This is a genomic window from Streptomyces sp. NPDC031100, assembly GCF_055570785.1.
Genome location: NZ_JBVIGN010000001.1, coordinates 767217 through 788576 on the forward strand (window position 1 = coordinate 767217; position 21360 = coordinate 788576).

Below are 21360 nucleotides of genomic sequence, written 5' to 3' on the forward strand. Positions count from 1 at the left end.
CCTAGGGACCGGGACCGACAAACGTCGGACGTGGTGCTGGGGTTCCCCGGGCTCGACGGCTACATACAGCACCCGGAGCCGTTTCTCGGCGCTCTGGTCGGCCGGTATGCCAACCGCATCGCGGGCGGCCGCTTCCCGCTGGACGGCCGTACGTACGCGCTGGCGCGCACCAGCGGGCCCAACTCGCTGCACGGCGGCGAGCGCGGCTTCGACAAGCGGGTGTGGGACGTGGAGCCGCTGGAGCACGGGCTGCGGCTGAGCCGGGTGAGCCCGCACGGCGAGGAGGGGTTCCCGGGCCGGCTGGAGGTGGCGGCCACGAGCTGCGGCTGGCCGCCTCCCGCTACACCCCGGTGGACACCGACCTGATCCCCACCGGAGCGCCGGCGGATGTCTCCGGCTCCCGCTTCGACTTCCGTACGGCCCGCAAGGTGGGCTCCGGCTACGACCACACCTTCGTGCTGGACAAGGGCGTGACCGGGGCGCCCGAGGAGGTGGCGGAGCTGCACGACCCGGCGTCCGGGCGGGTGCTCACGGTGGCCACGACCGAGCCGGGCCTCCAGCTCTACACCGCCGACCACCTGACCGCCCCCTTCGCCCCCGGTGACGGCATCGCCCTGGAGACCCAGCACTTCCCGGACTCCCCCAACCGCCCGGACTTCCCGAGCACCGAACTGCGTCCGGGTCAGGTCTACCGCTCGGAGACGGTGTACGGCTTCTCGGTGCGCCAGGGATCTCGATGACGAGCCCCGGTCCAGGGGTCAGGTCCCGGACCGGGGCTGTTCGTGGGGGACTTGTCCCGGATCAGACGTTAATCGGCGCGGTCAGCCTGCGGTCCGCGATCGAGTGTCCGGCGGCGATCTCGTACGAACCCTTCACAAGTGCCCACGACTTCACCGTGTCGTCCCAGACCTCGAAGGCGCGGCGGGGCAGTTCGACGGTGACTTCGACGGCTTCGCCGGGCCCGGCCTCGGCGCCCGCGAACCCGGCCAGCCGGCGGGCCGGGCGCTCGGCGTCGGGCTCGGCCGGGGAGACGTAGACCTGGACGACCTCACGCCCGGGCCGCTCGCCGGTGTTGCGCAGGCGGACGCGGGCGGTGGTGCCGTCGACGTCGAGGGACTCGTAGGTCCAGTCGGTGTAGCCGAGGCCGTGGCCGAAGGGGTACGACGGGGTGCGGCCGGCCTGCTCCCAGGCGCGGTAGCCGATGAACACGTCCTCGGTGTAGGGCAGTTCACCGTCGGCGGGGACGACCTGGGTGACGGGGGCGTCGGCGAGGGAGCCCCAGGTGGTGGGGAGTCGGCCGCCGGGCTCGTGGGCGCCGGTCAGCACATCGGCGAGGGCGGCGCCGCCCTCCTGGCCGGGGAACCAGGTCAGCAGCACGGCGGCGACCTCGTCGCGCCAGGGCAGTTCGACCGGGGAGCCGGAGTTGACGACCACGACGGTGTTCGGGTTGGCGGCGGCGACCGCGCGGACCAGGTCGTCCTGGCGGCCGGGCAGGCGGAGGTCGGTGCGGTCGAAGCCCTCGGACTCGACGCGGTCGGTGGTGGCGACCATGACGACGGCCGTGTCGGCGCCGCGGGCTGCTTCGACGGCCTCGGCGATCAGCTCGTCGGGGTCGCGCTGCGGGGCGGAGTGGGCGAGGGCGAAGGTGACGACCTTCATGGGGATGTTCTCGGGGAACTGCACGACGTAGGTCAGGGAGACGTCGACCGGTTCGCCCGCGGTGAGTTCGGCCTGGGCGCGGGGCGTGGGTGCGGCGAAGAGGGTTTCGAAGGGGTCCTCGCTCTCGGGGCGCTGGACGTCGTCGTAGTAGTTCGTCCCGTCGATGGTGAGCGTGAAGGCGCCCACGCCCTTGATGCCGAAGGTGTGCGCGCCGGACTCGCGCGGGGTGAAGGTGCCGGTCAGTTCGACGGTGTGGAGGGTGTCGTGGGTGACGCCGTCGGGGAGGTCGGCGCCCATCCACTGGATCTGCCCGCCCGGCGCGGAGCCGCTGCCGAGGACCTTCCCCTCGGCGTCGCGGCAGACCGCGCGGAGCGTGAAGCCCTGGCCGGCGGGGGCGAGTTCGGTGGCGGGGTCGGCGCCGACGGCGTAGGTGAGGGTGCCGTCGGGGAGGGCGGCGGTGAGGCCGTCGAGCGGGGAGACGATCCGGGCGGGGAAGACGGTGGCGGAGCCGCCGCCGAGGACGCGGGCCTCGCGGGCGGCGGCGCCGATCAGGGCGACCCTGCCGGCCGTCAACGGGAGTGCGCCGTTCTCGTTGCGCACGAGGACGAAGGAGCGGCGGGCGATCTCGCGGGCCAGGGCCTCGCCGTCGACCGGCGCGGGCGGCTCGGCGACCACCGGGTCGGCGCCGTCCAGGATGCCGACGCGGGCCGCGAGGCGCAGCACCCGGCGTACGGCCGCGTCGACGGTGGCCTCGGCGACCTTGCCGTCCCGGACGGCCTGGGCGAGTGCGTCGCCGTAGACGGTCTCGGGGCCGGGCATGGCGACGTCGAGGCCGCCCTCGATCGCACCGACGGTGTCGCGGGCGGCCATCCAGTCGGAGACGTTGAAGCCGTCGAAGCCCCATTCGCCGCGCAGGACTTCGCCGACCAGGTGGTGGTGCTCGGTCATCGTCGTGCCGTTGACCTGGTTGTAGGCGGTCATGATGCCCCAGGGGTGGGCGTTCTCGACGATCGCCTCGAAGGGGGCCAGGTACAGCTCGCGCAGGGCGCGTGCGGAGACCACGTTGTTGACGGTGAAGCGGTCGGTCTCGGCGTCGTTGGCGACGAAGTGCTTGACGGTGGTGCCGACGCCGCCGGACTGGACGCCGGTCACATAGCCGGAGCCGATCACGCCGGTCAGGTACGGGTCCTCGCTGTAGGCCTCGAAGTGGCGGCCGCCGAGCGGGGAGCGGTGCAGGTTGACGGTGGGGGCGAGCAGGACGTGGACGCCCTTGCGGCGGGCCTCCTGGGCCAGCAGCACCCCTGCGCGGCGGGCGAGTCCGGGGTCCCAGGTGGCGGCGAGCGCGGTCGGCGAGGGCAGGGCGACGGAGGGGTCGGCGGCGGTCCAGCGCACACCGCGGACACCGATCGGGCCGTCGGACATGACGAGGGACTCCAGGCCGATCTCCGGCAGGGCGGGCAGGGTCCACATGTCCTGGCCGGCCAGCAGCCGCGCCTTGGCGTCGAGGTCGAGCCGGCCGAGCGCGGCCTCCACGACCGCCTCACGGGCCTCGTCTGCACGCGTCTTGTCCGTCACCGCCACGGCGGTACCTCCTCGCTGAAGTGCCTTGGGTCCTCTCATCCTGCATCCGCTACCTGTAGAGCGGTAGGTTTTGTTATCTTGCCGTTATGTTCAGCCCATAGGGATGTCGTACGGTGACGTCATGAACGCGAGGGTCAGGAGCGAGGAGCGGCGCGCGGAGATCGTGGGGGCGGCCCTGGAGGTGATCGCCGAGCGCGGTTACCGGGGCGCGAGCCTGGCCGCCGTGGCCGAGCGGGTCGGGCTGACCCAGCAGGGGCTGCTGCACCACTTCCCGACGAAGGACGCCCTGCTGGTGGCCGTGCTCCAGGAGCGGGACCGGTGGGACGCGGTGCCGGACACGCAGTGGCGGGTCGACCTGCTGGCCTCGCTGGTCGAGTACAACGCGATGCGCCCGGCCATCATCCAGACCTTCTCGGCGCTGCTCGGCGAGAGCGTGACGGAAGGGCACCCGGCGCGCGCCTACTTCACCGAGCGCTACGCCAGGGTCCGCGAGAGCATGACGGCGGTCCTGCGCGCCGAGTACGGCGACCGGCTGCCGAACGGCCTCACCCCGGAGCGCACCGCACCGCTGCTCATCGCGGTGATGGACGGTCTGCAGTACCAGTGGCTGCTGGACCCGGAGTCGGTCGACATGCCGGGCGCGTTCCGGGACTTCCTGCGGCTGCTGGGAGAGCCGGTGGACTGACGGTCACGGGTTCCGGACGAAGGCGACGCGGGGGGGAGATGCCGCCGGGGTTCACGGCCTTCGCCGTCTTCGCACGTGGCAGTATCGCCTCTCGAACGGCACTTCCACCACGTGCGACTGGAAGGATCCGAACTCCCTTGACCCCCCTCCGCATACGGGCCGCCGTCCTCGGCGTGGCCCTGCTGGCCGGTCTCTCGGCCCCCACCACGACAGCCTCCGCGACACAGTCGGCCCCTTCCCCCACCGTCGAGGAACAGCGGCTCGACCGGGCCGTACCGCAGGAGATCCTCGCGCGGTCCGGATTCGACGACGTGACACCGGAGTTCACCCGCGAACTGGAGCGCGCCCACTCCTACGCGCAGGCCCGCCGCATCGTCGTACGGGAAGGGTCCGCACTGTGGCGGCGGGCGGTCGACCGCGCGCAGGGGCGGGGTCCGGCCGGCGGTGACGTCAGCCGGGACGACGACCGGCCGCTGTACTGGGCGCGCCTCGGGATGACCCGGGAAGTACGCACCTGGGTGCCGGAGTTCACCCTGACCGAGGGCCAACGCACCGCCCTGCTGGATCAGTTGGAGCGCACCTCACGCGGGCAGAGCGACATCACCTATCCCGGACACCTGAGGCGCGTCCTCCTCACCGGCTTCGACCCCTTCACCCTCGACCGGGACGTCCGCATCTCCAACCCCTCCGGGGCGAGCGCGCTCGCGCTGGACGGCACGGTGATCGAGACGGCCGAGGGTCCGGCCCGGGTGGAGACGACCGTGTTCCCCGTCCGCTGGGCGGACTTCGCGGACGGGACGGTGGAGCGGACCCTGCGGCCGTACCTGCCGAGGGTCGACCTGTTCACGACCGTGAGCCAGGGCCGTGTCGGGCGGTTCGACATCGAGCGCACCAACGGGGCCTGGCGGGGCGGCTTCCCCGACAACGACACCGTCTCCCGGACCGAGACCGTGCCGGTAGCCGACCCGGCCACGCAGCCGCAGTGGACCACGACGACCCTGCCGTACGCCGCCATCACGGCCGCGAGCACGGGCCGGTTCCCGGTGTACGACCACACGGAGGTGACGGAGATCCCGGCGGGCGGCACCGATCCCGTCGTCCGCCCGGACGGTCCGACCGCCGGCTCGACGGCCCGTGCGGGCGGCGGCGGGAACTACCTCTCCAACGAGATCGCCTACCGCGCGACCCTGCTCCGGGACCGGCTGGGCCTGCACGACACGCTGCCCGGCGGCCATGTGCACACCCCGGTCCTGCAGTTCGGCGCGGGCAACACCGACCCGGCGACGGGGACGGTGACCGACCCGGAGTTCGTGCGCAACCGGCTGGACATCGTCGCGCAGGTGCGGTCGATCGTGACGGTGGCGGCGGAGGCCACCTTCAGGAACTGAGCCGGTTCAGGAAGTGAGCCGGTTCAGGACGTGAGCCGGTTCAGGACGTGACCTGCGCGTCGTCGTCCGCGGACTCCTCCTCGGCGCTCTCCTCGCCCAGCAGCTCGCGGGCGAGGAGGGTGGCTCCCGCGACCGCGCCCGGCATCAGGAACACCGCGACGAACGGCACCAGGAGGGCCAGGCCGAGGGGCGTGCCGAAGCCCCAGACCAGGGTCTTGCGGGAGCGGAGCAGGGTGAGGCGGGCCCGGAGTTCGACGCCGCGGCGCTGCAGGGCCACGGCGGTCAGTTCCTCGGTGAGGAAGAACCCGGTGACGAAGAAGCCGATCACCGGGACGACCGTCTGGCCGACGACGGGCAGGAAGCCGAGCGCGAAGAGCAGGACGCCCCAGAGCAGGGCGCGGACGAGAATGCGGAGGCTGTCGCGGGCGGAGATCCACAGCTCGCGCCAGAGCGGGAGCCCGGAGCGGGGTGCGGTGCCGTCGGGCGAGACGTCCTCGTCGACCTTCTCGGAGAGGTTCTCGTAGAACGGCTGGCCGATCAGCAGGGTGACGGCCGTGAAGGTGAGGACGGCGAGGAGCAGGCCGAGCGCGAAGAGGACGGCGGTGAGGAAGCCGCGGAACAGGCCCTGCCAGGGGCTCGACCAGTCGTCGGCGAACGGGGTCGCCCAGGCGACGCCGTCCTCGCCCCACACCGCGAGCGCGACCAGCGCCGCCGCGTACAGGACCAGCGCGATGAGACCGGGCAGCAGGCCGAAGCCGTACTGCTTCCCGTGCCGGCCGACCCACCGCTGGCCCCGCAGGAGATACCGGAATCCCACCCCAAGATCGCGCATGGCGAAGACTTTACCGGGGGTCTTCCGAGGGCGTCCTAGGCGTCCAGCATCCGCCGCAGCAGGTCCCGCAGGGACCCGCGTTCCTCGTCGGAGAGGCCGGCGAGGGGTTCGCGGGCGAAGCGCAGGCCCTCGCGCAGATCGCGGGCGACCCTGAGGCCCTCGTCGGTGGGCGCGGCCAGCTTCACCCGGCGGTCGGCGGGGTCGGGGCGGCGCGTCACCAGGCCGCGGGTTTCCAGGCGGTCCACGATCCCGGTCACGTTCGACGGCTCGCACTTCAGCTTCTGGGCCAGCTTGCGCATGGGCAGCGGCTCCAGCGCGAGCAGGTTGAGCAGGCGCGCCTGCGGGCCGGTCAGCGCGTGCTCGCCCGCCGCGAGCTCGTAGTCCGCGTAGAACCGGGCCACGACGTCACCGATCAGCTCGACGACCTCCATGGTCAGGGCGTCGGGGCGGCGGTTCTTCTGTGGGGTGGACATGCCCTCCAGGGTACCCCGTTACTTGACATCCTGAAATATTCAGGCGCATGGTTGTTTCAGGTACTGAAGTAAATCTCGAAAGGCAACGTCATGATCAACCGCGAATGGCACCTGCTCAGCCGCCCGGTCGGCTGGCCGAAGCCCGAGGACTTCGCCCTGGTCGAGGCCGAGGTCCAGGAGCCGGGCCCGGGCCAGGTGCTGGTGCGGAACAAGTACCTCTCCGTGGACCCGTACATGCGCGGCCGAATGAGTGCCGCCAAGTCGTACGCCGCCCCGTTCGAGCTGGGCAAGGTCATGCAGGGCGGTGCGGTCGGCGAGGTCGTCGCCTCCAACGCCGAGGGCATCGAGGTGGGCGACCACCTCCTGCACTTCTTCGGCTGGCGCGAGTACGCGGTGCTGGACGCCCGGCACGGCGGCGTCAAGGTCGACCCCGGGGCCGCGCCCCTGTCGACGTACCTCGGCGTGCTCGGCATGACCGGCCTGACCGCCTACGCCGGCCTGCTGCGCACCGCCTCCTTCAAGGAGGGCGACACCGTGTTCGTGTCCGGCGCCGCGGGTGCCGTGGGCAGCCAGGTCGGGCAGATCGCCAAGCTCAAGGGCGCCTCGCGGGTCATCGGCTCGGCCGGCTCGGACGAGAAGGTCAAGCTGCTCCTGGAGGAGTACGGCTTCGACGCCGCGTTCAACTACAAGAACGGCCCGGTGAGCGAGCAGCTGCGCGAGGCCGCTCCCGACGGCATCGACGTGTACTTCGACAACGTCGGCGGCGACCACCTGGAGGCGGCCATCGGCTCGCTGAACCAGGGCGGCCGGATCGCGATCTGCGGCATGATCTCGGTCTACAACAACACCGAGCCCGCTCCCGGCCCACGGAACCTCGCCCGTCTCATCCAGACCCGCGGCCGCATGGAGGGCTTCCTGGTCGGCGACCACTACGACCTCCAGCCGCAGTTCGTCCAGGAGGTGGGCCCCTGGGTCGCCTCGGGCGCGCTGAAGTACCGCGAGACGGTCGTCGAGGGCATCGAGAACACCCTGGAGGCGTTCCTCGGGGTCCTGCGCGGTGACAACACCGGCAAGATGATCGTCAAGCTCTGACCCCTGGCCCGAGCTTTCCGGCATGCGGTAACTTCTTTCCGAAATCTGCCGTCGATCGTGGGCGCGAGTCACGGCGGACCGAGGAGGAAGACAACCGCATGCCCATTCAGCAGTCCGACGTCCTGTACACCGCCGTCGCCACCGCCGAGAACGGCCGCGACGGCCGTGTCGCCACCGACGACGGCAAGCTCGACGTCGTCGTGAACCCGCCCAAGGAGATGGGCGGCAACGGTGCCGGCACCAACCCGGAGCAGCTGTTCGCCGCCGGGTACAGCGCCTGCTTCCAGGGCGCGCTCGGCGTGGTCGCCCGGCAGGAGGGCGCCGACGTCTCCGGCTCGACCGTCACCGCGAAGGTCGGGATCGGCAAGAACGAGGAGGGCTTCGGGATCATCGTGGAGATCTCCGCGAACATTCCGAACGTCGAGCCGGCCGCCGCGCGAGAGCTTGTCGAGAAGGCTCACCAGGTGTGCCCCTACTCGAAGGCGACGCGGGGGAACATCAGCGTGACGTTGGTCTGAGCATCGTCGTTGCGTACAACGGCAGCCGCATCCTTGGACGTGGGGTGCGGCTGCGCTGCGCCGGCTTTGGCGGGGATTGGCGTCTGCCGGGTGCGGTGAGAGTTCGGGTGCGGGTGCGTTGTGGCTGGTCGCGCAGTTCCCCGCGCCCCTTAGGTAGTTAGCGCCGACCGGTGTAGTGCCGCCACCAACTTTTCGTTCTCTGGCGCCGCCCCTCCTGGAAATGCGAACCGGCGTCGTGTGTAGCCATAAGCCAAGCCGCTGCGGGGGTCCGCGAAAGCCTGGGAGCCTGCTGCTCCGCTGTGGCCGATCGCGCCGGCGCCCAGGAAGGCGTACCAGGTCTCGGCGGTGGTCTGGAAGCCGAGGCCGAACGACTTGTGGGTGCGGGCCACCAGGTCGTACCCGACGGAGTGCAGCCGGCCGAACTCGGCGACCGTGTCCTCCTTCAGCAGCGGTGCCTTGCCGTCGACCTCGCTGATCATCGCCGCGTACATGGCGGCCAGGCCGCGTGCCGAGGCGACGCCGCCCACCGATGCCGGACCCTTGGCGCGCACACCGCGCTCGTTCGGCAGGGCCCACAGCTCCGTCGGCTCGGGCGCGTGCCGGTTGAAGGCGATCGAGGCGAGGGTGTGCGGTCCGCTCGGCAGCGCGTCGAGGACCGCCTGCTGTTCGGGGGTCGGCCGCATCGGCTGGACCGTGCGGAAGCGGGACTCGAGGGATGCGGGCAGGCCCAGGTGGAAGTCGAGGGCGTAGGGGGCGCGGACCCGCTCCTCGTACAGCTCCTGGACCGTACGGCCCGTCGCCCGCCGGACCACCTCGCCGGTGAGCGCGCCGATCACCAGGGCGTGGTACCCGAAGGCTGTGCCCGGGCGCCAGAACGGCCGCTGGTCGGCGAGGCGCTCGGCCAGCGCCCGGTCGTCGGCCAGCTCCGCCGCGCTGAAGCCGGTGTCGGTGCCGACCAGGCCCGCGCGGTGCGCCAGCAGGTCGCGCAGGGTCAGCGCACCCTTGCCCTCGACGCCGAACTCCGGCCAGTAGTAGGTGACTTTGCGGTCCAGCTCCAGTGTGCCCTCCTGCACGAGCAGGGCCACGACGAGGTGGGCTGCGCCCTTGGTGGACGAGAACACGCCGTACAGCGCGTCCCCGTCGGCGCCCTCGCCCGCCCACAGGTCGACGACCCGCCGCCCGTGGACGTAGGCGCACAGCTGGCCCTCGTAGTCGTCCCGTTCCTCGGCGACGAAGGCGGCGAACTCCTCGCGCACCGCTTCGAAGCCCTCCGCGACCGTGCCGTGCACGGTGATCCCCTGCGTCATCCGCTCTCCTCCACTGAGCCGCTGCTCGCTGCTCCCCCTGTGCACAACGCCCGTTCCGCCGTCGGGCGTTTCCCGAGATCGTGTACGGCGAGACGTACCTGTCCGACTCAACCGCCGGAGGGCGGGTTGGTGTCACCGAGGATGCCCCGGATGGCCGATGGCGCACAGGGTGGCGCGGGCGGAAGGGAGTCGGGGCGCGGGGTGATCAGCGGTGCGGGCTCCGTGGAGCGGACCGCCTACGCGCACCACCACAGGAACCGGGTGCACGTCTTCGTCGGTGACGGCTTCGGTGTCGGGTCCGCGGTCGTCGGGTTCGACGTCGGGGTGGACGCCGGCCGGGAGGTGGCCGGGGCGGTCGGGGCCCTGGTGGTGCCCGTGCCGGTGGCGCCCGACTGTTCCTTCGTGTCCGTCGCGGACGGGGACGGGGAGGCCTTGTCCTTCGGGGACTCGGAGGCGGAGGCCGACGCCGAGGCGTCCGGGGAGGCGGAGGCGTCCGGCTTCCCCGTGGAGCCCGCGGTGTCGTCGAGGGGGTCCGCCGTCCGGTCCGGCGACGGGGAGGCGCCGCCGTCCGCCGACACACCCCCGGACGCCGCCGGGTTGTCGCCGGCGAACGGGGAGAAGGGGGCGTCCGTGCCGAGTTCGGCGATGCTGAGCCCGCCGGTCGCCAGCACGAAGCCGGCCGCGATCAGCACGGTACGGCGCCGGCGGCGCCGGTGCGCGGCGGCCTTGCGGTCACGCCGGCTGGAGTCCGCGGCGGCCGGGCCGCTGCCGGCCTCACCGCCGCCGGTGGCCGAGCCGCGGCCCCGGCCACGCGACCCACGCCGGGCAGCCCGCCCGCCGCCCTCGTCCGGGTCGTCGTACTCGTCCTCGTCGTACTGGTCGTCACGATCGTCGCGGTCGTCATGATCCGCGTGGGCGTCGCCCTCGTCGGCGTAGGCGTCCGTGCCGCCGTCGTACGCGTGCCCCGACTCGGAGGCACCGAACTCCGTCTGTGCCGCGGAGGCGTTCGTCGGGTAGCCGCCGGAGGGGTCGGGCGGGTAGTAGGCGGCCTGCGGGGCGTAGGGGCGGCTCGCGGGGCCCGGGTAGGTCTCCTGCCCGTACGGATGCGCCACCGCGTCCGTGTACCCGTGCGCGACGGGCGCGTCCTGCGCGGCGGAGGACTGCGCGGGAGCGCCGCACCCGGGGCAGGCCAGGGCGCCGTTGAGGTGCCGTTGGCACGGGTGGCAGAAGTCCATGACGCCGGAAGACTAGATTCCCCGTCGGTCACGTTCCTAGGCGCCCCTGTGAAGGTTTCGTGCGGGACCGAAAACATTCTCGAAAGCCTTGTCGAAACCGTTACCTGTTCGCCCCATTGACACCCCTGCCGCCCCGTCCTTACTGTCACGCCAGCATTTCGAACGTGTGACGAAATCTCGAACAGCTGAGAGGCAACTGCCGTGCGCATCACCGGAATCAGCACACACGTGGTCGGGACGCCGTGGCGCAATCTGACCTACGTGCAGGTGCACACCGACGAAGGGATCACGGGAGTCGGCGAGACCCGGATGCTGGGCCACACCGACGCGCTGATCGGCTATCTGCGGGAGGCCGAGGCCAACCACATTCTCGGATCCGACCCGTTCGCTGTCGAGGATCTCGTACGCCGTATGAAGTACGGCGACTACGGCCGGGCGGGTGAGATCGTCATGTCCGGTATCGCGGTCGTGGAGATGGCGTGCTGGGACATCAAGGGCAAGGCCCTCGGTGTGCCGGTGTGGCAGCTGCTGGGCGGAAAGGTGACGGACAAGGTCAAGGCGTACGCCAACGGGTGGTACACGACCGAGCGAACGCCCGAGGCGTACCACAAGGCAGCCCAAAGGGTGATGGAGCGCGGTTACCAGGCCTTGAAGATCGACCCCTTCGGCACCGGACACTTCGAGCTGGACCACGAGCAGACCCGCTACGCCGTCTCCCTCATCGAGGCCGTGCGCGACGCCATCGGTCCGGACGCCGAGCTGATGCTGGAGATGCACGGCCGCTTCTCCCCCGCCACCGCCGTCCGGCTCGCGCACGAGCTGGCGCCGTTCAGGCCGGCCTGGCTGGAGGAGCCGGTGCCGCCGGAGAACCTCAAGGCGCTGGAGAAGGTCGCCGCCAAGGTGGACATCCCGGTCGCCACCGGTGAGCGCATCCACGACCGGATCGAGTTCCGTGAGCTGTTCGAGAGCCAGGCGGCGGACATCCTCCAGCCCGACGTCGGCCACATCGGCGGCATCTGGGAGACCCGGAAGCTCGCGGCCACCGCCGAGACCCACTACATGCTCCTCGCCCCGCACAACGTGGGTGGCCCCGTTCTGACGGCAGCGAGCCTCCAAGTCGGCTTCACCTCCCCGAACTTCAAGATCCTGGAGCACTTCAACGACTTCGCGGACGCGGAGATCAAGAAGGTCGTGAAGGGGGCGCCGGAGGTCGTCGACGGCTACTTCCACCTCTCCGACAAGCCCGGTCTCGGAGTCGAGCTGGACACCGACGCGGCCGCCGAGTTCCCGCAGCAACAGGCCCGGTTCGACCTGTGGGCCGAGGGCTGGGAGCAGCGCAAGCCGAAGGGCACGACGTGAGTTCCCAGGTTCTGGTCGAGGCGCCGGGCATCCACCGGATCGAGGAGCACACGCCCCGCGATCCCGGTCCCGGCGAGGCGCTGGTCGCCGTGCACGCGGCCGGCATCTGCGGCAGCGACCGCGAGGTGTACCAGGGCAACCGGCCCGAGGGGTACGTGCGGTACCCGCTCACGCCCGGCCACGAGTGGTCGGGGACGGTCTCGAAGGTGGGCCCGGGAGTCCCCGTGTCCCTCGTCGGGCGCAAGGTCGTCGGCGAGGGCTTCCGCAACTGCCAGGTGTGCGACCGCTGCCACGCGGGCGAGACCACGCTGTGCACGGCCGGGTACGAGGAGACCGGGTTCACCCGGCCGGGTGCCATGGCCGCCACACTGACCCTGCCCGCCCGGCTGCTGCACCCGCTGCCGGACGACGCCGACCTCACCGCCGCCGCCCTCCTGGAGCCGGCCGCGTGCATCGCGGCCGCCGCGCTGAAGGCGCAGGCCCGGCCGGGCGAGCGGGTCGCGGTGGTCGGCACGGGCACGCTCGGGATGTTCGCCGTGCAGTTCCTGAAGGCGATCTCGCCGGCCGAGCTGCTCGTCGTGGGCACCCGGAACGACCGGGAGGCACTGTCCCGCCGGTTCGGCGCCACCGACTTCCGGCTCAAGGACCAGCACCTGCCCGACGACTTCGACGTCGTGATCGAGACCGCCGGGTCCGCGTCCGCCGCGCGCACCGCCGCCTCCCTGCTCAGGCGCGGCGGACGCCTGGTCCTGACGGGCATCCCGGCGCCGGGAGCGGAGGGTCTCGACCCGACCGATCTGGTCGTACGGCAGCTGGAGGTGCACACCGTCTTCGGGGCGCCGCCGGACGCCTGGGCGCACGCCGTGCGGGTGTTCGGTGCCGGACTGCTGGACCCGCTGCCGCTGGTCACGCACGAGCTGCCGCTGACCGGGTTCCCGCAGGCCATCGAGCTGGTGGGAGCCGGCGACCCGAAGGTGGGCAAGGTGCTGCTCCGCCCCTGACCGTGCGCCGGTCGGGGCGTGACCTGACGGCGCCCCGACCGGCGTACCACCAAGGCCTTTTTCCACCCAGAGCCGCGAACCTTGTCCGAAATACCGAACACGAAGGACAGCTTGTGACCGACGCCTCCGCCCCGGCAGCCCGCAGGCCCGGCGAGCAGCTGCTCGCCGCACTCGGCCTGGGCGCGCCCGCCCTCGACCCCGCCGACACCTCCGCCCACAGCTTCCCGGGCGGCGGCCGCTGGCGCACCGAGATCCCCTCGTGCGAGGGTCCCGAGGCGCTGGCGGTCGTGCTGAAGGAAGCCTCGCGCCTCGATGTCCCGATCCACCGGATCAGCCAGGGCAGCGGTGTGTGGATGCTCACCGACGCCGAGATCACCGAGATGGTCGAGGCGACCGGCGAACGGGACATCGAGCTGTGCCTGTTCACGGGCCCGCGCGGCACCTGGGACATCGGCGGCTCGGTGCGCTCCGACTCGCGGGGGGCCGGACTGCGCGCCCGCGGCCACGACGCCGTCGCCGGCTGTGTCGAGGACGCCGTCCGCGCCACCGAGCTGGGCGTCAAGTGCCTCCTCGTCGCCGACGAGGGCGTGCTGTGGACCCTGCACCGGGCACGCGAGGCGGGCATCGTCCCGGCCGACACGACCCTCAAGGTCTCCGCGCTCATCGGGCCGGTCAACCCGACCTCGTACGCCGTCTTCGAGCGGCTCGGCGCCGACTCGATCAACGTGCCCAGCGATCTGACGCTCGATCACCTCACCGAGATCCGCCGGGTGTCCGGCGCCCCCATGGACATGTACATCGAGGCCCCCGACGACCTCGGCGGCTATGTGCGGATGTACGAGGTCGCCGAGCTGATCCGGCGCGGCGCACCGCTCTATCTGAAGTTCGGCCTGTCCAAGGCTCCCGGCATCTACCCGTGGGGCACCCATCTGCGGGACGTGACCCTGGACACCGCCCGGGAGCGGGTGCGGCGCGGCCGGCTCGCCCTGGACCTGCTCGCCCGGCACGGCGCGGACGGCGAGATGGCGCCGCTCGGCTCCCGGCTGCCCGGCCCGCTCCACCGCTTCCCCACCGAGCGCTCCGCGGGATGAGCCGATGAAACTGCGGGCCGTTTGTGGCTGGTCGCGCCCACGCGGCGGAGCCGCATATCTGCCGCAGCCCCGCCCCCCCTTCGGGGCGCTTCAAGACCTCGCTCAGAACATCTCACCGACGAGAAGAACAGGGACCGATCACCATGCGCACTCGTAGAAGCGCCCTCACCCTCATAGCCGGAGCCGCTTCCCTCGCCCTCACCCTGTCCGCCTGCGGCCAGAACAGCGACGGCGGCAGCAAGACGGAGAAGGGCAGCGCCAAGGGCGGCACCATCGGCATCGCGATGCCGACCAAGTCCTCCGAGCGCTGGATCAACGACGGCAAGAACGTCGTGAAGAACCTGGAGGCCAAGGGCTACAAGACCAAGCTGGTCTACGGCGAGGACGACCCGGAGACCCAGGTCTCCCAGATCGAGAACCTGATCACGCAGGGCGTCAAGGGCCTGATCGTCGCGGCGATCGACAACAAGTCGCTGAACAGCGTGCTCCAGGAGGCCGCGGACGCCCACATCCCGGTCATCGCCTACGACCGCCTCATCCTCGGCACCAAGAACGTCGACTACTACGCGTCCTTCGACAACGAGAAGGTCGGCCGGCTGCAGGGCACGTACATCGTGCACAAGCTGGGCCTGGACAGCGGCAAGAAGGGCCCGTTCAACATCGAGCTGTTCGCCGGCTCCAACGACGACAACAACACCCGGTACTTCTTCAACGGCGCGATGAGCGTCCTGAAGCCGTACATGGACAAGAAGCAGCTGGTCGTCCGCTCCGGCCAGACCGAGCTGACCAAGGTCGTCACCCTGCGCTGGGACGGCGCCACCGCGCAGAAGCGCATGGACGACATCCTGACCTCCTCCTACAAGTCGCAGAAGGTCGACGCGGTCCTCTCCCCGTACGACGGCATCTCCATCGGCATCCTGTCCTCGCTGAAGTCGGACGGCTACGGCTCGGGGAGCAAGCCGCTGCCGGTCATCACCGGCCAGGACGCCGAGCTGGCCTCGGTGAAGTCGATCATCGCCGGTCAGCAGACGCAGACCGTCTACAAGGACACCCGCAAGCTCGCCGAGGTCGCCTCGACCATGGTCGACGACGTACTGGGCGGCAAGAAGCCCGAGGTCAACGACAGCAAGTCGTACGACAACGGCACCAAGGTCGTGCCCGCCTACCTGCTGCAGCCGGTGAGCGTCGACAAGACCAACTACAAGCAGGTCCTGGTCGACGGCGGCTACTACACCGAGTCCGAGCTCAAGTAAGCGCCCGCCCCTACGGATTGGAAGGCACGACCATGGCGGGACCCGTCCTGGAAATGCGCTCGATCGTCAAGACCTTTCCCGGTGTCAAGGCGCTGTCGGACGTCACCCTGACCGTCCGGCAAGGCGAGGTCCACGCCATCTGCGGGGAGAACGGCGCCGGCAAGTCCACCCTGATGAAGGTGCTCTCCGGCGTCCACCCGTACGGCAGTTACGAGGGCGACATCCTCTTCGAGGGGGAGGTCAGCCAGTTCAGGGACATCCGGGCGAGCGAGCAGCACGGCATCGTCATCATCCACCAGGAGCTGGCGCTGGTGCCGTACCTCTCCATCGCGGAGAACCTCTTCCTCGGCAACGAGCACGCGAGGCGCGGGCTCATCAACTGGAACGAGACCCTCAGGCACGCCACCGCACTGCTGCGCCGGGTCGGTCTGGACGAGCATCCGGAGACCCGCGTCGCCGACATCGGCGTGGGCAAGCAGCAGCTCGTGGAGATCGCGAAGGCGCTGTCGAAGCAGGTGAAGCTGCTGATCCTGGACGAGCCGACGGCGGCCCTGAACGACGAGGACAGCGGCAAACTCCTCGATCTGATCCTGGAGTTGAAGGACCAGGGCATCACCTCGATCATCATCTCCCACAAGCTGAACGAGATCCGCCGGGTCGCCGACTCGGTGACGATCATCCGGGACGGCCGGTCCATCGAGACCCTCGATGTGAAGGCACCGGAGACGACCGAGGAGCGGATCATCGCCGGCATGGTCGGCCGCGACCTCGACCACCGCTTCCCCGAGCGCACCCCGCACCGGCCCGAGGAGGGGGCGGCCCCGGCGCTGGAGATCCGGGGCTGGACCGTGCACCACCCGATCGACCAGCAGCGCAAGGTCGTGGACGACGTGTCGATCCAGGTGCGCCGGGGGGAGATCGTCGGCATCGCGGGCCTGATGGGCGCCGGCCGCACCGAACTCGCGATGAGCGTCTTCGGCCGCACCTACGGCCGCTACGCGGGCGGCACGGTCCTCAAGGACGGCAAGGAGATCCGGACCAGGACCGTCGCCGAGGCGGTCGGGCACGGCATCGCCTACGTCACCGAGGACCGCAAGCACTACGGCCTCAACCTCATCGACACCATCAACCGCAACATCTCGCTGACCGCGCTGAACAAGGTGGCCAGGCGGGGCATCGTGGACGAGCACGAGGAGCGGCAGGTCTCCGAGGGCTTCCGGAAGTCCATGAACATCAAGGCGCCGACCGTGTTCGAACCGGTGGGCCGGCTGTCGGGCGGCAACCAGCAGAAGGTCGTCCTCAGCAAATGGATCTTCGCCGGGCCCGATGTGCTGATCCTGGACGAGCCGACCCGCGGTATCGACGTGGGCGCCAAGTACGAGATCTACACGGTCATCGACCAGCTCGCCGCCCAGGGCAAGGCGGTCGTCTTCATCTCCTCCGAGCTGCCCGAGCTGCTCGGCATGTGCGACCGCATCTACACCATGGCCGCGGGACGGCTGACCGGTGAGGTGCCGCGGGCCGAGGCCACGCAGGAAGTGCTGATGCGCCATATGACGAAAGACAAGGCGAAGGACGAAGAGGTAACGCGATGAGCACGGATGTGACCGCCAAGAGCCCGGCCCCCGCGCCGCCGGGCAGGAGCGGAGCGGCCGCCGAATCCGGTCTGCTCCGGCTGGTGCTGGACGGCCTGCGCCGCAACATGCGCCAGTACGGCATGCTGATCGCGCTCGGCCTGATCGTGGTCCTCTTCGCGATCTGGACCGACGGGGACCTGCTGCTGCCGCGCAACGTCTCCAACCTGGTGCTGCAGAACAGCTACATCCTGATCCTCGCGATCGGCATGATGCTGGTGATCATCGCCGGGCACATCGATCTGTCGGTCGGCTCGCTGACGGCGTTCGTCGGCGCCTTCGCGGCCGTACTGACCGTGCAGCACGGGGTGTCCTGGCCGATCGCGCTGGTGCTGTGCCTGCTGGTGGGCGCGGTGGCGGGCTCGGTCCAGGGCTTCCTGATCGCCTATCTGGGCATACCGTCCTTCATCGTCACCCTTGCCGGAATGCTCCTCTTCCGCGGTCTGACGGAGATCCTGCTCAAGGGCCAGACCCTCGGCCCCTTCCCCGACGGCCTGCAGAAGATGGGCAACGGCTTCCTGCCCGAGGCCGGCCCGAACACGAACTACCACAACCTCACCCTGCTGCTCGGGCTCGTCCTGATCGCGGCCGTGATCCGGCAGGAGGTCCGCGACCGCGGCCGCCAGCAGGAGTTCGCCCTGGACGTGCTGCCCATGCGGCTCTTCCTGCTCAAGCTGACCGCGCTGGTCGCCGCGATCCTCGTGCTGACCCTGCTGCTCGCCAGCTACAAGGGCGCCCCGATCGTGCTGATCATCCTCGGCGCGCTGGTCGTCGGCTACGGCTACGTCATGCGCAACGCGGTGTTCGGCCGCCACATCTACGCGATCGGCGGCAACCTGCCGGCGGCCAAGCTGTCCGGCGTGAAGGACAAGAAGGTCACCTTCTACGTCTTCCTGAACATGGGCGTGCTCGCGGCCCTGGCGGGTCTGGTGGTCGCCGCCCGTCTGAACGCGGCCTCGCCGAAGGCGGGCGTCAACTTCGAACTCGAGGCGATCGCCTCCTCGTTCATCGGCGGCGCGTCCATGAGCGGCGGTGTCGGCACCGTCCTCGGCGCCATCATCGGCGGTCTCGTCCTCGGCGTGCTGAACAACGGCATGAACCTCCTCAGCGTCGGCACCGACTGGCAGCAGGTCATCAAGGGCCTGGCCCTGCTGGTGGCGGTCGGATTCGACGTGTGGAACAAGCGCAAGTCCGGTTCGTAGGTCCGATCGGGCCCCACCGGAGAGCCGGTGGGGCCCCTCCTTTCACGGGAGCCGCACATGGAACTGAACAGACGCACGGTCATAGCAGGCGCGGCGGCCGCGGGCATCGCCGCCACCACGCTCGGCACCGGCACCGCCGAGGCCGCCACCGGTCCAGGAGGCAGGAAGCCGGTGAAGGAACCCTTCGGCAAGCTCGCCGACGGCACGAAGATCTACCGCTGGTCGCTGGAGAACGGCGGCACGCGGCTGAGGGTCCTCAACTGGGGCGGTGTCGTCCAGAGCCTGGAGCTCCCCGACCGCCACGGCCACCACGCCAACGTCTCCCTGGGCTTCGACACCATCGACGACTACGTGGCGAAGACGCCGTACTTCGGCGCCCTGATCGGCCGGTACGGCAACCGCATCGCCAAGGGGCAGTTCAGCCTGGACGGCAAGGCCTACCAGCTGCCCGTCAACGACGGCGTGAACAGCCTGCACGGCGGCAAGCAGGGCTTCGACAAGCACGTGTGGGACGTGGAGCCGTTCACCAAGGGCTCGGACGTCGGCCTGCATCTGCACTACACCAGCGTCGACGGCGAGATGGGGTACCCGGGCACGCTCAAGGCGACGGTGACGTACACCCTCACCCGGCACGGCGACTGGCGCATCGACTACGAGGCCACCACCGACAAGGCCACCGTCGTCAACCTCACCAGCCACGTCTACTGGAACCTGGCCGGCGAGGGCAGCGGCACGATCGAGGACCACGAGCTGCGCATCGCGGCCTCCCGCTACACCCCCACCGACGCGGGACTGATCCCGACGGGCGAGCTGGCGAAGGTGGCCGGAACCCCCTTCGACTTCCGCCACGCCAAGCCGATCGGCCGCGACATCCGCGCGGGCCACGAGCAGCAGGTGCAGGCCAAGGGCTACGACCACAACTGGGTCCTGGACAAGGGCATCACCGCGAAGCCCGAGCACATCGCCACCCTCCGCGACCCGCGCTCCGGCCGCACCCTGAAGATCGCCACCGACCAGCCGGGCCTGCAGTTCTACTCCGGCAACTTCCTCGACGGCACCCTGACCGGCACCGGCGGCCGCACCTACCGCCAGGGCGACGCGCTGTGCCTGGAGACCCAGCACTTCCCGGACGCGCCGAACCACGCGAACTTCCCGTCGACCGTGCTCCGGCCCGGGCAGACGTACCGTTCGACGACGATCCACACCTTCGGGGCGTGACGTGACTCGGGTGGCGTGAACCGGCTCACACAGCAGGTGAGTTGAACGCCACTGCCGTCCCCTCCGTATCCAAGGGTGGCCCGTGCTCCCCCGCACGGGCCACCCTTCGACGGAGGTTCCCTTGCCTGACAACGTCACCTCGTTGTTCCGCAACACCGCAGCGCACAGCCCCTCGATGGCGGCGCTGACGCGGGAGAGCGACGGGTCGGGCCCGGTGGACTTCTGCATCCCGTGCAACCCGTACTTCCCCACTCCCGCCATGTTCGAGGAGATGGCGGTCCGGCTGCGCGAGATCATCACGTACTACCCGAGCAGCGCCGACACCATCACGGCCGAGCTGTGCAGCCTGCTCCAGCTGCCGCCGCAGTGCGTGGCGATGGGCAACGGCTCCACGGAACTCATCACCTGGATCGACCACCTCCTGGTCCGCGAGTCCCTGGCCGTCCCCGTCCCCACCTTCGGCCGCTGGACCGACCAGCCGATGGAGACCGGCAAGCGGGTCGACATGTTCCCGCTCCAGGAGGCGAGCGGCTTCGCGCTGGACCTGGCCCGGTACGCGGAGTTCATCCGCGCCCGGGGCACCCGTGTGGCGGTCATCTGCAACCCGAACAACCCCGACGGCGGGTATCTGCGCAAGCAGTCGGTGGTGCAGTTCATGGACGCGATGGCGGACCTGGACCTGGTGGTGATCGACGAGTCGTTCCTGGAGTTCGCCGACGCCGAGGCCGACCCGAGCGTCGTCCAGGAGGCGATGCTGAGGCCCAACGTGGTCGTGCTCCGCAGCCTCGGCAAGAACTTCGGGCTGCACGGCATACGCTTCGGCTACCTGGTGGCGAATCCGGCCCTGGCCGGACGCGTCCGCGCCATGCTTCCCAAGTGGAACCTCAACTCCTTCGCCGAACACGTGGTGTTCATGCTGAGGGAGCACGGCGCGGAGTACGCGCAGAGCCTGATGCAGGTGCGCCGGGACCGCCTGGAGATGGCCAGCCACCTCTCCGCGCTGCCCGGTCTGACGGTCTACCCCTCCCAGGGCAACTTCCTCTTCGTGCGCCTTCCCGTCGGCGCCGAGGGCACGGTGGTCCGGGACCGGATGCTCACCGAGCACCGGATCCTGGTCCGCGAGTGCGGCAACAAGATCGGCTCTTCCAGCCGCTTCCTGAGACTCGTGGTGCGCCCCCAGGTCGACGTGCGTCGCCTGGTGTCCGGCCTGGAGCAGGTGCTCTACGGGTCCAGGAGGGGAGCCGCCGTACCCGAGCTGGGCACCGGGACCAGCTACAGCTCGGGTACGGCGGCGGTGGACCGGCTGATGAGCGAGACCAACGGCGACGGGATGCCGGGGCTTGCCGCGCAGGCCGTCGGTGCCGGCGCCGCCCCGGGCCTGGCCGCCGCCCCGGCCGCCGGCACCGGCATGCCGCTCCCCGCCGCCGCAGCGCCGACCGGCGGCGGGATGCCGATGCCGGCGGCAGCTCAGCCGGTACCGGTGCAACAGCCGGCGACACCGCTGCAGCAGCCGACGGCCCCCGCACCCATGCCGGCCCCTGCCCCTGTTCCGGCCCCGGCCCCCTTCCCCGCGCCGGTACCCGCACCCGCGCCTGCCCCCGCGGCTCCTGTTCCCGCTCCCGCCCCGGCACCCGTCCCGGCTGCTGCCGTGGCCGGCCCGACCCCGCCGGGTGTGCCGGCCCGCGGGGGCCTCACGGCCGCCCAGGTGCGCGGCATGACGGCCCCCGCCACCCCGGTCCCGGCCGCCGGCCTGACCCCAGCCCCGGCAACGGGCTGGCCCAACGCCCAGAGCTGGCCGAACGCGGCGGGGATGGGGCAGGCGGGGTAGGCGG

At 70.8% G+C, this 21360-nt stretch carries 17 protein-coding genes and 1 pseudogene; 13 read left to right on the forward strand and 5 right to left on the reverse strand.

Annotated elements, in window-relative coordinates:
* Positions 1 to 6: 6 nt before the first annotated feature.
* Positions 7 to 740, forward strand: a pseudogene (locus ACZ5DS_RS03595) (aldose epimerase family protein); the annotation flags it as partial.
* 61 nt (positions 741 to 801) lie between these two features.
* On the opposite strand, the gene ACZ5DS_RS03600 reads toward ACZ5DS_RS03595, so the two are convergent.
* Positions 802 to 3240, reverse strand: a complete 2439-nt coding sequence (locus ACZ5DS_RS03600) for a glycoside hydrolase family 3 protein (RefSeq protein ID WP_468233517.1) — start codon at positions 3238 to 3240, stop codon at positions 802 to 804.
* Positions 3241 to 3343: 103 nt separating this feature from the next.
* Here ACZ5DS_RS03600 and ACZ5DS_RS03605 point away from each other — a divergent pair, with 103 nt between their 5' ends.
* Positions 3344 to 3925 carry a TetR/AcrR family transcriptional regulator gene (locus ACZ5DS_RS03605; protein ID WP_468233519.1) on the forward strand — a complete coding sequence of 194 codons (582 nt, stop codon included), beginning with the start codon at positions 3344 to 3346 and terminating at the stop codon, positions 3923 to 3925.
* Positions 3926 to 4062: 137 nt separating this feature from the next.
* On the forward strand, positions 4063 to 5313 hold the full coding sequence (locus ACZ5DS_RS03610) for a pyroglutamyl-peptidase I (RefSeq protein WP_468233521.1): 1251 nt from the start codon (positions 4063 to 4065) through the stop codon (positions 5311 to 5313).
* A gap of 40 nt (positions 5314 to 5353) precedes the next feature.
* Here ACZ5DS_RS03610 and ACZ5DS_RS03615 read toward each other — a convergent pair whose 3' ends face one another.
* Both ACZ5DS_RS03615 and ACZ5DS_RS03620 read right to left on the reverse strand, forming a co-directional pair.
* Positions 5354 to 6145, reverse strand: coding sequence for an EI24 domain-containing protein (locus ACZ5DS_RS03615; protein ID WP_468233523.1), 792 nt, complete (start codon positions 6143 to 6145; stop codon positions 5354 to 5356).
* Positions 6146 to 6180: 35 nt separating this feature from the next.
* Positions 6181 to 6618, reverse strand: a complete 438-nt coding sequence (locus ACZ5DS_RS03620; protein ID WP_468233525.1) for a MarR family winged helix-turn-helix transcriptional regulator — start codon at positions 6616 to 6618, stop codon at positions 6181 to 6183.
* 90 nt (positions 6619 to 6708) lie between these two features.
* On the opposite strand from ACZ5DS_RS03620, the gene ACZ5DS_RS03625 reads away from it, so the two are divergent.
* Together ACZ5DS_RS03625 and ACZ5DS_RS03630 are read left to right on the forward strand one after the other, a co-directional pair.
* Entirely contained in the window at positions 6709 to 7710 is a 1002-nt protein-coding gene (locus tag ACZ5DS_RS03625; protein WP_468233527.1) for an NADP-dependent oxidoreductase, read from the forward strand.
* 98 nt (positions 7711 to 7808) lie between these two features.
* Positions 7809 to 8228: an organic hydroperoxide resistance protein gene (locus ACZ5DS_RS03630; RefSeq protein ID WP_468233529.1), complete on the forward strand. Its 420-nt coding sequence runs from the start codon at positions 7809 to 7811 to the stop codon at positions 8226 to 8228.
* 149 nt (positions 8229 to 8377) lie between these two features.
* Here ACZ5DS_RS03630 and ACZ5DS_RS03635 read toward each other — a convergent pair whose 3' ends face one another.
* Together ACZ5DS_RS03635 and ACZ5DS_RS03640 are read right to left on the reverse strand one after the other, a co-directional pair.
* Positions 8378 to 9535 carry a serine hydrolase domain-containing protein gene (locus ACZ5DS_RS03635; protein WP_468233531.1) on the reverse strand — a complete coding sequence of 386 codons (1158 nt, stop codon included), beginning with the start codon at positions 9533 to 9535 and terminating at the stop codon, positions 8378 to 8380.
* Between the two features lie 236 nt (positions 9536 to 9771).
* Positions 9772 to 10770 carry an SCO2400 family protein gene (locus ACZ5DS_RS03640; protein WP_468233533.1) on the reverse strand — a complete coding sequence of 333 codons (999 nt, stop codon included), beginning with the start codon at positions 10768 to 10770 and terminating at the stop codon, positions 9772 to 9774.
* 201 nt (positions 10771 to 10971) lie between these two features.
* Here ACZ5DS_RS03640 and ACZ5DS_RS03645 point away from each other — a divergent pair, with 201 nt between their 5' ends.
* From ACZ5DS_RS03645 to ACZ5DS_RS03680, 8 genes are all read left to right on the forward strand, one after another.
* Positions 10972 to 12129: a mandelate racemase/muconate lactonizing enzyme family protein gene (locus ACZ5DS_RS03645; protein WP_468233535.1), complete on the forward strand. Its 1158-nt coding sequence runs from the start codon at positions 10972 to 10974 to the stop codon at positions 12127 to 12129.
* On the forward strand, positions 12126 to 13130 hold the full coding sequence (locus ACZ5DS_RS03650; RefSeq protein WP_468233537.1) for a zinc-dependent alcohol dehydrogenase: 1005 nt from the start codon (positions 12126 to 12128) through the stop codon (positions 13128 to 13130). Before ACZ5DS_RS03645 ends, ACZ5DS_RS03650 begins: the two co-directional genes overlap by 4 nt.
* Before the next feature lie 113 nt (positions 13131 to 13243).
* Complete coding sequence (locus ACZ5DS_RS03655; RefSeq protein ID WP_468233539.1) at positions 13244 to 14221, forward strand: hypothetical protein; 978 nt, start codon at positions 13244 to 13246, stop codon at positions 14219 to 14221.
* Positions 14222 to 14364: 143 nt separating this feature from the next.
* A complete protein-coding gene (gene chvE, locus ACZ5DS_RS03660; RefSeq protein ID WP_468233541.1) occupies positions 14365 to 15474 on the forward strand; it encodes a multiple monosaccharide ABC transporter substrate-binding protein in 1110 nt (369 codons plus the stop codon).
* A gap of 32 nt (positions 15475 to 15506) precedes the next feature.
* Entirely contained in the window at positions 15507 to 17069 is a 1563-nt protein-coding gene (gene mmsA, locus ACZ5DS_RS03665) for a multiple monosaccharide ABC transporter ATP-binding protein (RefSeq protein ID WP_468233543.1), read from the forward strand.
* On the forward strand, positions 17066 to 18310 hold the full coding sequence (mmsB, locus tag ACZ5DS_RS03670; RefSeq protein WP_468233545.1) for a multiple monosaccharide ABC transporter permease: 1245 nt from the start codon (positions 17066 to 17068) through the stop codon (positions 18308 to 18310). The genes mmsA and mmsB overlap by 4 nt, the downstream gene beginning before the upstream one ends.
* A gap of 57 nt (positions 18311 to 18367) precedes the next feature.
* The gene (locus ACZ5DS_RS03675; protein ID WP_468233547.1) at positions 18368 to 19528 is read left to right on the forward strand and encodes an aldose epimerase family protein; all 1161 of its coding nucleotides are present in this window, start codon (positions 18368 to 18370) and stop codon (positions 19526 to 19528) included.
* A 121-nt stretch (positions 19529 to 19649) separates the two neighbouring features.
* Entirely contained in the window at positions 19650 to 21356 is a 1707-nt protein-coding gene (locus ACZ5DS_RS03680) for a pyridoxal phosphate-dependent aminotransferase (protein ID WP_468233549.1), read from the forward strand.
* The last annotated feature ends 4 nt before the right edge of the window (positions 21357 to 21360 follow it).

Coding starts and splice junctions, on each gene's coding strand:
- ACZ5DS_RS03630 (WP_468233529.1), top strand. CDS start 7,809: ATGCCCATTCAGCAGTCCGACGTCCTGTACACCGCCGTCGCCACCGCC.
- mmsB (WP_468233545.1), top strand. CDS start 17,066: ATGAGCACGGATGTGACCGCCAAGAGCCCGGCCCCCGCGCCGCCGGGC.
- mmsA (WP_468233543.1), top strand. CDS start 15,507: ATGGCGGGACCCGTCCTGGAAATGCGCTCGATCGTCAAGACCTTTCCC.
- ACZ5DS_RS03640 (WP_468233533.1), bottom strand. CDS start 10,770: ATGGACTTCTGCCACCCGTGCCAACGGCACCTCAACGGCGCCCTGGCC.
- ACZ5DS_RS03605 (WP_468233519.1), top strand. CDS start 3,344: ATGTCGTACGGTGACGTCATGAACGCGAGGGTCAGGAGCGAGGAGCGG.
- chvE (WP_468233541.1), top strand. CDS start 14,365: ATGCGCACTCGTAGAAGCGCCCTCACCCTCATAGCCGGAGCCGCTTCC.
- ACZ5DS_RS03620 (WP_468233525.1), bottom strand. CDS start 6,618: ATGTCCACCCCACAGAAGAACCGCCGCCCCGACGCCCTGACCATGGAG.
- ACZ5DS_RS03625 (WP_468233527.1), top strand. CDS start 6,709: ATGATCAACCGCGAATGGCACCTGCTCAGCCGCCCGGTCGGCTGGCCG.
- ACZ5DS_RS03615 (WP_468233523.1), bottom strand. CDS start 6,145: ATGCGCGATCTTGGGGTGGGATTCCGGTATCTCCTGCGGGGCCAGCGG.
- ACZ5DS_RS03675 (WP_468233547.1), top strand. CDS start 18,368: ATGGAACTGAACAGACGCACGGTCATAGCAGGCGCGGCGGCCGCGGGC.
- ACZ5DS_RS03635 (WP_468233531.1), bottom strand. CDS start 9,535: ATGACGCAGGGGATCACCGTGCACGGCACGGTCGCGGAGGGCTTCGAA.